Annotated in this window: 9 protein-coding genes; 6 read left to right on the top strand and 3 right to left on the bottom strand. The window is 61.6% G+C overall.

Annotation, left to right across the window (positions count from 1 at the left end; genetic code table 11):
• Positions 1 to 245 precede the first annotated feature (245 nt).
• Positions 246 to 1,517 carry a cytosine permease gene (gene codB / locus B7L09_RS06455; protein ID WP_094468211.1) on the top strand — a complete coding sequence of 424 codons (1,272 nt, stop codon included), beginning with the start codon at positions 246 to 248 and terminating at the stop codon, positions 1,515 to 1,517.
• A gap of 13 nt (positions 1,518 to 1,530) precedes the next feature.
• Entirely contained in the window at positions 1,531 to 2,778 is a 1,248-nt protein-coding gene (codA, locus tag B7L09_RS06460) for a cytosine deaminase (RefSeq protein ID WP_094468212.1), read from the top strand.
• Between the two features lie 111 nt (positions 2,779 to 2,889).
• On the opposite strand, the gene B7L09_RS06465 is transcribed toward codA, so the two are convergent.
• Both B7L09_RS06465 and B7L09_RS06470 read right to left on the bottom strand, forming a co-directional pair.
• On the bottom strand, positions 2,890 to 3,882 hold the full coding sequence (locus tag B7L09_RS06465; protein ID WP_094468213.1) for a diaminopimelate epimerase: 993 nt from the start codon (positions 3,880 to 3,882) through the stop codon (positions 2,890 to 2,892).
• A gap of 45 nt (positions 3,883 to 3,927) precedes the next feature.
• On the bottom strand, positions 3,928 to 4,707 hold the full coding sequence (locus B7L09_RS06470) for an AraC family transcriptional regulator (protein ID WP_094468214.1): 780 nt from the start codon (positions 4,705 to 4,707) through the stop codon (positions 3,928 to 3,930).
• Between the two features lie 91 nt (positions 4,708 to 4,798).
• On the opposite strand from B7L09_RS06470, the gene B7L09_RS06475 reads away from it, so the two are divergent.
• The 4 genes from B7L09_RS06475 (at position 4,799) to B7L09_RS06490 (ending at position 7,772) form a co-directional block, all read left to right on the top strand.
• On the top strand, positions 4,799 to 5,077 hold the full coding sequence (locus B7L09_RS06475; protein ID WP_094468215.1) for a hypothetical protein: 279 nt from the start codon (positions 4,799 to 4,801) through the stop codon (positions 5,075 to 5,077).
• A gap of 208 nt (positions 5,078 to 5,285) precedes the next feature.
• Complete coding sequence (locus B7L09_RS06480; RefSeq protein WP_438269296.1) at positions 5,286 to 5,699, top strand: carbohydrate-binding module family 20 domain-containing protein; 414 nt, start codon at positions 5,286 to 5,288, stop codon at positions 5,697 to 5,699.
• A gap of 98 nt (positions 5,700 to 5,797) precedes the next feature.
• Positions 5,798 to 6,388: a carboxymuconolactone decarboxylase family protein gene (locus tag B7L09_RS06485; protein ID WP_094468217.1), complete on the top strand. Its 591-nt coding sequence runs from the start codon at positions 5,798 to 5,800 to the stop codon at positions 6,386 to 6,388.
• 232 nt (positions 6,389 to 6,620) lie between these two features.
• Complete coding sequence (locus tag B7L09_RS06490; RefSeq protein ID WP_094468218.1) at positions 6,621 to 7,772, top strand: MFS transporter; 1,152 nt, start codon at positions 6,621 to 6,623, stop codon at positions 7,770 to 7,772.
• 83 nt (positions 7,773 to 7,855) lie between these two features.
• Here the strand turns inward: B7L09_RS06490 and B7L09_RS06495 are convergent, their stop codons facing one another.
• Positions 7,856 to 10,279 carry a TonB-dependent siderophore receptor gene (locus B7L09_RS06495; RefSeq protein WP_094468219.1) on the bottom strand — a complete coding sequence of 808 codons (2,424 nt, stop codon included), beginning with the start codon at positions 10,277 to 10,279 and terminating at the stop codon, positions 7,856 to 7,858.
• Positions 10,280 to 10,296 lie beyond the last annotated feature (17 nt).

The following is a 10,296-nucleotide window of genomic DNA, read 5'->3' on the forward strand; positions in this document are numbered from 1 at the left end:
TNNNGATCAAATGTGGGAGCGGGCTTGCTCGCGAATGCGGTGGATCAGTCANNACATCTTTGACTGACACACCGCATTCGCGAGCAAGCCCGCTCCCACATTNGNTCTGTGTTNNTTCAGGTGCACCGCTTTTGTGCCCCTCCCCCGCGTCAATCCCGCCGCTCGGCTATACATAACTAAGCCATCCCCGTTTGGCACGACCACTGCAACCTCTCCCGCGTCACCCATTGAGCAAGGAACGCCACATGACGCAGCAAGAACCGGGCAACGATTACCCCCTCAGCGAAGTGCCGATGCATGCGCGCAAGGGCCTGGCGTCTACCGCCATGGTGCTGCTGGGTTTCACTTTCTTCACCGCCACCATGTTCGCCGGCGGCAAGCTCGGCGTGGCGTTCAGTTTTGGCGAGATGATGGCGGTGATTGTCGTCGGCAATCTGCTGCTGGGGATCTACGCCGCANGCCTGGGTTACATCGCCTTCAAAAGCGGCTTGAACTCGGTGCTGATGGGGCGTTTCTGCTTTGGCGAGGTGGGCAGCAAGCTCAGTGACTTGATCCTTGGCTTCACTCAGATTGGCTGGTACGCCTGGGGCACTGCCACCGCCGCTGTGGTGCTGGGCAAGTATTTCGAATTGGGCCAAGGCTCGGTGCTGGCATTGATGGTGCTGTTTGGCCTGGNNTTTTGCGCCACCGCGTATATCGGATATCGCGGGCTGGAAATCCTTTCGTACATCGCGGTGCCGGCCATGATGTTGCTGCTGATGCTGTCGATGTGGGTCGCCACGGTGAAAGTCGGCGGGCTCGACGGGCTGCTCGCGGTGGTCCCGACAGGCACGCTGGATTGGTCGACCGCGATTACCCTGGTCTTCGGCACTTTTGTCAGCGGCGCGACACAGGCCACCAACTGGACGAGGTTTTCTCGTTCGGCCAAAGTCGCGGTGCTGGCGAGCCTGATCGGCTTCTTTATCGGCAATGGTTTGATGGTGTTGATCGGGGCCTATGGCGCCATCGTCTATCAGCAGCCGGACGTGGTCGAAGTCTTGCTGCTCCAAGGTTTCGCGATGGCGGCGATGGCCATGTTGCTGCTCAACATCTGGAGCACCCAGGACAACACCATCTACAATTTCGCCGTCGCAGGCTGCAATTTGCTGCGCACCCGCAGGCGCAAGACCGTGACCCTGGCCGGCGCGGTAATCGGCACCCTGCTGGCGTTGCTGGGCATGTATGACCTGCTGGTGCCGTATCTGATCCTGCTGGGCACGGTGATTCCGCCGATAGGCGGCGTGATCATGGCGGATTTCTTCTTCCGCTATCGTGGTCAATATCCTCGTCTGGCCGATGCTCGATTGCCGGCGTTCAACTGGCCTGGTTTGACCGCCTATGCCGTCGGCACTGTCGCCGCATTCAGCTCGCCCTGGATCGCGCCACTGGTAGGGATTGCCGCTGCCGCGCTAACGTATGTGCTATTGACCAGCGTACTGGGTGCCCGTGCCGCTGAAGCTCCCTTACAAGATCTATAAAAGGATTCGCCTGATGCACATCATCAACGCTCGCCTGCGCAACCAAGAAGGCCTGCATGAGTTGCACCTGGAAAACGGCCTGATCCGCACCATCGCCCGTCAGACCGAAGCCCCGACCCTGGGGCCCGACGACCTCGACGCCGGCGGTAACCTGGTGGTGCCGCCCTTCGTCGAACCGCACATTCACCTCGACGCCACCCTCACCGCTGGCGAGCCGCGCTGGAACATGAGTGGCACGCTGTTCGAAGGCATCGAGTGCTGGGGCGAACGCAAGGTCACCATCACCCAAGAAGACACCAAGACCCGCGCCAAGAAAACGATCCAGGCCCTGGCTGCCCACGGCATCCAGCATGTTCGCACCCATGTCGACGTCACCGACCCCGAACTGACCGCGCTTAAGGCGATGCTCGAAGTGCGCGAGGAAAGCCGTCACCTGATCGACCTGCAAATCGTCGCGTTCCCGCAGGAAGGCATCGAGTCCTATCGCAACGGTCGGGAGCTGATGGAAGAAGCGATCCGCCTGGGCGCCGATGTGGTCGGNGGCATTCCGCATTTCGAATACACCCGCGANCAAGGCGTGAGNTCGGTGAAGTTTCTCATGGACCTGGCCGAACGTACCGGCTGCCTGGTAGACGTGCATTGCGACGAAACCGATGACCCGCACTCGCGTTTTCTCGAGGTTCTTGCCGAAGAAGCCCGCAGCCGCGACATGGGCACACGCGTCACCGCCAGCCACACCACGGCCATGGGTTCCTACGACAACGCTTATTGCGCCAAGCTGTTTCGCCTGTTGGGGCACTCAAAAATCAGCTTCGTCTCCTGCCCCACCGAAAGCATCCACCTGCAAGGTCGCTTCGACACCTTCCCGAAACGCCGAGGCGTGACCCGGGTCAATGAGTTGCTGGAAGCGGGGATGAACGTGTGTTTCGGCCAGGATTCGATCGTTGACCCATGGTATCCGCTGGGTAACGGCAACATTCTGCGGGTGCTGGAAGCGGGGCTGCATATCTGCCACATGCTGGGGTATCGCAACCTGCAAAGTGCACTGGACCTGGTGACCGACAACAGCGCCAAGGCCATGGCCNTTGGGGACCGGTACGGCCTGGAGCCCGGGCGCCCGGCCAATCTGTTGATCCTCTCGGCAGACAGCGACTACGAGGTGATTCGCAGCCAGGGGTTGCCGCTGTATTCGGTGCGCGATGGCAAGGTGTTGATGAAGCGGACGATGCCGGTGGTGGAATTCAGTGGTGGTTTGAGCTGAGATTTTCGTTGAATCTGATGGCCTCTTCGCGGGCAAGCCCGCTCCCACAAGGATCTGTGTCGCTCATAAATCCCTGTGGGAGCGGGCTTGCCCGCGATGACGGCTTTCAATTCAACCCATCAACCGAGCCGTGCCAAATAACCTGACCCGACTCAATTCCCCTGCCAATTCCTCCAAAAAAACCGGCGCCGTGCCGCCCGGCATGACGACTTTCACCTCTCCCGCCGCCACCCAACCGACCCGCCACGCCGCACACGCCACCGCACTGGCGCTGGTGCCTGACGACGCCGTTGGCCCTTCCCCACGCTCAAACACCCGTGCCACCAAGCGCCCCTCGGATTCAAGCATCGCCCATTGCACATTCACCCCCGACGGACACGGCTGCCCGGCCCCGGCTGGCGCGGCATAGGCGATACGCATCAAGCCTTGGGCCAAGGGCGCTTCACGCATCCGCTCATTGCTCGGCAACGCGTCGGCATTCGTCAGCAGCGTCACGCAATGGGGATTGCCGATGCGCACAAACTGGCTACGGTTCCAGGCAGCATCAAGTGCCGACAACGGCTGCACAAGGCTCACTTCGCGAGCATTCAGCGTTACGCGCTCAACCTCATGCGCGCCCACCGCTTGCGGCCCGAACGAAGGTTTGCCCAGATCCAGCCAGAACCCTTGCACGCCGTCGACTTCAGCGGGTTTCACCGAGGTTTCCACCGGCGAGACCGCATCACGCTTGTCGTGATGAACCCGCAGCAGGCACGCCTGCTCCTTGGGCATCAATCCTTGCTCGCTGAGCGCCTGCGAAAATATTGTCAGCCCATTGCCACTGCGCTCGGCCAGGGTGCCGTCGGTATTGACGATCAACAGATCAAAGGGTGGCGAGGATTGAAACGGCCCTACCAACAGCCCGTCACAACGATGGTCTTTGCTGCCGGGCGGCTGGGTGCCGGGCGCCCAACTGCAGAATGCCTCGATGGCGGCCGATGCCCAGCGCTCGCGAATCTGCGCAGCGTCGCCGGCCTGGTCCGGCAAATCGATACCGCGACCGCGCACCTCGTCGGGCGGCACCACCGCGTAGATATTGCCTCGAGCATCGTAGAACGGCGTCATGGATCAGTCCTGAAGTCAGCCTGAAAAGAGCCTGTACTGTAGGCGTCAACGGCCTGCGATGAAATACCGCCCCGGCGTCACGCCAAACGTTCGCCGGAACATCGCAATGAATGCGCTGACATTGTCGTAGCCCAGTTCCAGGGCGATGGTGGTCACCGGTACGTCGGCGGCGAGCAACTCCAACGCCCGCAGCAAACGTGCGCGCTGGCGCCATTGGCTGAAGCTGAAGCCGGTTTCATCGACGAAGCGCCGGGCCAGGGTCCGGGCAGACAAACCGGCCCATTGCGCCCACTCGGTGAGCGAACGGTTGTCGGCGAGGTCGTCGGCCAGCGCCTGACTGATCCGCCGCAGACGCGGGTCGAGTGGCAGCGGCAGACCGAAGGGCTCGGCGGGTAGCGCGGCGACCTCATCCACAATCATTTGGGCGACCCGCTCCTGTCGCTGATCCAGCGGTCCCTCGCCCCAGGTCGCCGCCCGGTCGACAGCCTCACGAAGCAAACCCGAGGTCGCGATGATGCAGGGGTGTCCGGGCAATTCGCCACAGGCCGGCGCGGCCACATAGACACTCCAGCCGTGGAAGGGGCCATGGGAACGCAAGCCATGCACACTATCGGGTGGAATCCACACCGCATGGGTCGCCGGTACCACCCAGTGATGATCTGCCGCCTCCACCGTCAATAGCCCGCGCCGCGCGCCCAACAGTTGCCCGCGCGCATGCCGGTGGGGAGCGCTGGTGCGCTCGATGGGACTGTTCAGGACCGAGGCAATCACCAGCGGTCCCGCGTTGGATTGCGCCTGTTCAACAGATATCAGCGGTTTAGCCATTGGCAGTTTCACGTTATCGAATGACCCAGATAGCGCAGTTTAGCCATGAGCAACGGATTAGTCTGGGCACTCATTCACCGGAGTCTCAACCATGCGCGCCGAAGACCTGCTTCCCGACGATCTGAACCAAGGCCAATTCAATGGAACTGTTGTGCGCAAAGGCACGGTCGGGGCCTTTCTGATCAATGCCCGGATGCTGATCGATCCCCAGACACCCGAAGATCAACGCACGGCCGCGACGCAAGACATTCGCCAGGCGTTGCCGGCGCTTCGTGCCCTGGGTCTGTTCGAGTTGATGCAGGTACGCGACCCGCTGATTCGGGCACTGTGCGAGCACGAGCCGGGCGTTCCTCCAGTCACTCAGTTATAAATACAACGCCACTTATTGCGAACAAGTCTGCCAAACCTGTCAGTTATGACAGCAGACAAGCCTTCGCGCGCGGGCCAGAGTGAAGCTCCTGATTCGCGTTTGGAGGAACGTCATGAAACGGACTTCCCTGCTGCCCCTGCTGGTTGCCCTGGTACTCGGCGGAGTGGTCATCGCCGATCAAAAAGGCCNCGACGTCGTGCCTAACCACATGTCTGACATTAATAACGTCGAACCGCTGTTCCTCCGGGGCCGCAACGAATGGCGTCACGATTGCCCCACCTGCGATAAAGGTGACGCCTTCCTTGATGGCAAAGCCGATCTTAATACCGACAACCCGCGTGTGTTCGAAACCTTCAGCGCCGAATTCATCACGCTGCGCAACGATTACGGCGCCGGCTCGTCGCTGGAACTGGGGGCCTGGGATCCACGTCATGCCGTGGCATTGAACCGCAGCCCTGCGCAGAACCAATGGAGCGGTTCGATTGATGTGCCGGCGGATCAAGGCATCCAATGGAAATGCATCGAGCGCAATAACGACTCGTCGGACGCCGTGCGTTGGCAGCCGGGACCAAACGTCAGCTTCACCAGCGGCACCGAAAGCGAGACTCGAGGTACGTTTTAGATGGGCCGTGAGAAACCTTCAAGGTCGCGGGACGCTGCCTGATATGCAAGGATGTTGCCCTGCATTCTGTCAGCAACCTGCACCGCCAAGGATTTTTCATGCTGGTTCCTGACGGCGCAACTCGCCTGGGCGCACTGTTCAGAACGGTCCCGGCCCTGGGCGAACTGGCGGTGGGTGTTGTTTACGGTTATTTGCATGACCGTTCTGACTTGGATCCTCGTCTGCGTGAAGCGGTGTCGTTTGCTGCGATTGTCGCGGCGGGCATGGTCGGGCCACCGTTGAGTGTGCATTTCAAGACGGGGCTGGCCTCGGGGCTCGCACCGGCAGAACTGACGGGAATATTGCTGCAGGCTTCAGCCTTCGCCGGTTTTCCGAGAGCGGTGGCTGCGGCCGATCAGCTCAATCGACTGTTTGACGAAGCCGCAATTGTTTCGCCGCCTCCCCCCACACCGCGCGAGGTAGCGCTGGCGTTTTGTGAGCAAGTACGCAATGGCAAATCAGCCGTCCCCCTGAGTGCTGCGATCAAACGCCTGTTACGCCGCTCGCTACGCCTTTCGATCCAGGCGACAACGGCCGGCACCGTCATTGTTGAATGTTTCGACGACGAGCCCTCCCTTCCTGCCGCGCTCTTGCACATTCAAGTGCAAGGAACGCAGATCGTCTCGGTGACACGTTTTATTGCTCGTTGATCGACAACCGTTCGTGACCACAGCCAGTGCGTCGGAAAATACCGCTGCAAACCTTCAGAATCCATACGTTGTCGCCTGCACAGGCGATTAACTCGCGGCCTGCGCTCGCGACAGAGGGTCAGGCTATGCAAGGATGTCGCCCTGAGAAACCTTCAAGGTCGCGGGACGCTGCCTGATATGCAAGGATGTTGCCCTGCATTCTGTCAGCAACCTGCACCGCCAAGGATTTTTCATGACTGCCCTCAACACGCCTGCTCCCGTCATTCCCGGACGCCTGGAGCAGATGTCGACCCGTATTGCCTTTTTCATCGCCGGCTTCGGCATCGCGGCCTGGGCGCCGCTGGTGCCGTATGCCAAAGCGCGCGCAAATCTCAATGAGGGCACACTCGGGTTGTTGCTGTTGTGCCTGGGGGTGGGCTCGATTCTGGCGATGCCGATGGCTGGCCTGCTCGCCACGCGTTTCGGCTGCCGTCGGGTGGCAACCGGGGGGACGTTGTTGATTTGTGCGGCGTTGCCGTTGTTGGCAACGGTGTCGTCGGTGCCGGCATTGATTGCCACGCTGTTCATGTTCGGCGCGGGCCTGGGCACGGTGGACTCGACGGTGAACCTGCAAGCGGTGATCGTCGAACGCGCCAGCGGCAAGAACATGATGTCGGGGTTTCACGGGATGTTCAGCCTCGGCGGGATTGTCGGTGCGGCGGGTGTCAGCGCCCTGCTCGGCTTGGGGCTGTCGCCGCTGGGGGCGATGCTGGTGGTGAATGTGTTGCTGATCGTGGCGTTGCTTAAAGCGGCGCCGCACCTGTTGCCTTATGGCAGCGAAAGCTCAGGACCGGCGTTTGCCGTGCCCCATGGCATCGTGCTGTTTATCGGTGGAATGTGTTTCATCGTGTTCCTGGCCGAAGGCGCGGCGCTCGACTGGAGCGCGGTGTTCCTGGCGCAGGAGCGCGGGATCGACACGGCGTATGCGGGGCTGGGTTATGCGGCGTTTGCGCTGACCATGACCGCCGGAAGACTGACCGGGGACCGAATTGTCCGGCGCCTGGGCGCGACACGGGTGATGGTGTTCGGCGGCCTGACGGCGGCGGCAGGTTTGGCATTGGCAACGTTTGCGCCGGCCTGGGAGGCGGCGCTGGTCGGGTATGCGTTATTGGGTGCCGGTTGTTCAAATATCGTGCCGGTGCTGTACACCGCCGTCGGTAAACAGAAGGTCATGCCGGAACATATCGCNGTGCCGGCGATTACCACATTGGGCTACGCGGGAATTCTCGCGGGCCCGGCAGTGATCGGCTTTATCGCCCATGGCAGCAGCTTGAGTTTCGCCTTCGGGTTGATGGCGGTGTTGCTGGTGGCGGTGGCCATTGGCGGCAGAGTGTTGAAGGTCTAAAAGCATCGCGGGCAAGCCCGCTCCCACAGGGATCGTCTATCATGTGGGAGCGGGCTTGCCCGCGATGAAGGCGACTCGGTCTATCAGAACCCGACGCTGGCCTGCACAAAGAACGTGCGCGGTGCTCCGACGTACATCCCCGAGTTGTTGTCGCTGGAGCGGGTGAAGTACTGCTTGTCAAAGACGTTCTTCACCCCGGCCCCGAGCTTCAGATTCGACAGTTGCGCGCCGAAGTCATACCCACCGCGCACGTTCCAGGTCACGTAACCCGGAATGTCGCCGTACTGACCATCGGCGGTGCCTTCGGTGATGTAGTTGTTGGTGAAGCTGCCATCGGCGTTCACCGCAACACCCGGTGAGCGCTGCTTGGACTGGGCAAACGCGTCGAGGTTATAGGTCCAGCGGTTGATGTCGTAACGCAGGCCGGCGGTCGCCACCTGGCGCGAATAGAACGGCAGGTCACGGCCCTTGAAGCCTGGAATTTCACCTTCATACACGGCGCGGGTGTAGGTGAACCCGGCGTTGGCGGTCAGGCCGTCGAGCCGTGGATCGAGTGCCGCCATGTTGTAGTGCACCGATGCCTCGATGCCCTGGTGCGTGGTCGCGCCGAGGTTGGTCCAGCCCGCGTCGTTGCTGATGTATTGCAACTCTTTATCGAAGTCGATGTAAAACGCCGTCAACTCGCCGCCCCACACCTCATTGTTGTAGCGCGTGCCGACCTCATAGGTCTTGGCCTTTTCCGGCTCCAGGCCATTGGCGGTTTCATCCCCCGTGCCACCCTGACCCAGCTGGAAATACTGCAGGCTACCGAAGGACGTTTCGTAGTTGGCGAACAGTTTCCAGGCGTCGGAGACGTGGTACATCACGCTCAGGGCCGGTAGCGGCTCGTTGCTTTCGATGCTGCGGTTTTTCTCCGGTACACGTCTGCCGGCGGTGTCGAGCACGGCGCGGTCGTGCCAGTCGGTGCTGATGTGTTCGAAGCGGATGCCGGGCGTAATCGTCCAGTTACCGACGTCGATCTTGTTGTCGACGTACACCGAGTTGGCTTCAGTGCCGCCGGTACGATCCTGGTACACATGGCCGTCCGAACCGGGACGGATCACCGGCTCGTTGTTGACCAGCGCCAGGCGGCTCGCCTGCTCGTGCATGCCCTCCTTGAGGTAGCGATAACCCAGACTGACTTCCTGGGTGCTCGGCCCCACGTCGAACACGTGGGACACCCGTGGTTCGATGCCGAAGGTGTAGTAGGTGCGCGGGTAGGAGCTGATGGTCTTCAGGTCGCGGTTGGCGATGTTGCTGCCGCGGAAACTGTCGGAGTAGTACGTCAGCACTTCGGCCTGGGTACGGTCGTCGAGCTGCCGCGTCCACTTGAACGAGACATCCTTGCGGCGCCCGCTGAAGTTGTCGTTATTGCGGTCGGACTGAAACGGATTGGCGTCGTACTGCGCCTGGGTCAGACCGCCGGGCATGTCAGCGCTGGCGTCGTAGTAGTGAAAATTGAGGCTGAAATCGTCGACATCGGTGGGCGCCCAGTGCGTCTTGAGCATCACGTCGTCGATGTCATTGCCGTTGTTGCGCTCGCGGTAACCGTTGCCGTTCACGCCGGAATACAACAGCGCCATGCCGATGCCGTTGTCGGCGGTGCCGCCGAGAAATGCGTTTTCAATGTGTTTCCAACCGCCGTGGGCCGAGGTTTCCAGGGTGGTGCCGACGTCGCCGGAGAATTTTTCCGGGATGGCGCGGGTCACGAAGTTGATCACACCACCGACGTTCTGCGGNCCATAACGCACGGANCCGGCCCCGCGCACCACGTCGATGCTGTCGAGGTTGCCGGAGGAAATCGGTGCCATGGACAGTTGCGGCTGGCCGTAGGGNGCGAACGCCGCCGGCACGCCATCGATCAGTACGGTGGAGCGTGGCGACAGGCGCGAAGTCAGGCCGCGAACGCCTACGTTCAGGGAAATGTCGCTGCCGCCGGTGCCGTTGGCTTCCTGCACCTGTACGCCAGGCACACGGCGCAANACGTCGCCGACGTTCATGGCGCCCTGCTCGACCATCGCTTCGCGGCGGATCACGGTACGTGCGCCGGGATGGTTCTGCACCACCGCAGCGTCGGCATCGCCGAGCCAGTCGCCGAGCACTTTGATGTCGGTCATGCCCAGTTCGATCGGGCCGGCCGTTGCGGAAGTCGGCGCTGGCGTCAGGGTCACCGAGCCTTGATCGATCTGGTATTGCAGGCCGCTGCCTTGCAGCAATTGGCGCAAGGCCTGTTCCGGCGAGAGGTCGCCGTCGACGGCTGGCGCCTGTTTGCCGGCCACCAGATCAGGACTGAAGAAAACCTGCAGCGACGTTTGCTGACCCAGCTCACTCAAGGCCTGGCCCAACGGCTGCGCGGGAATATGAATGCCGTCGGCGGCGAATGCCTGGGGAAGCGCGGCACTGACGGCCAGGGCGAGGGCGAGCCGCAGCCAGCGTGAATTGTTGTTTTTAGCGGTGGTTTTCTTCACGTCGAACATTGTCCTGT

It is taken from the genome of Pseudomonas mandelii, from assembly GCF_002251635.1.
Classification (GTDB): Bacteria; Pseudomonadota; Gammaproteobacteria; order Pseudomonadales; family Pseudomonadaceae; genus Aquipseudomonas; species Aquipseudomonas mandelii_B.

Coding starts and splice junctions, on each gene's coding strand:
- B7L09_RS06465 (WP_094468213.1), bottom strand. CDS start 3,882: ATGACGCCGTTCTACGATGCTCGAGGCAATATCTACGCGGTGGTGCCG.
- B7L09_RS06470 (WP_094468214.1), bottom strand. CDS start 4,707: ATGGCTAAACCGCTGATATCTGTTGAACAGGCGCAATCCAACGCGGGA.
- B7L09_RS06475 (WP_094468215.1), top strand. CDS start 4,799: ATGCGCGCCGAAGACCTGCTTCCCGACGATCTGAACCAAGGCCAATTC.
- B7L09_RS06480 (WP_438269296.1), top strand. CDS start 5,286: ATGTCTGACATTAATAACGTCGAACCGCTGTTCCTCCGGGGCCGCAAC.
- B7L09_RS06485 (WP_094468217.1), top strand. CDS start 5,798: ATGCTGGTTCCTGACGGCGCAACTCGCCTGGGCGCACTGTTCAGAACG.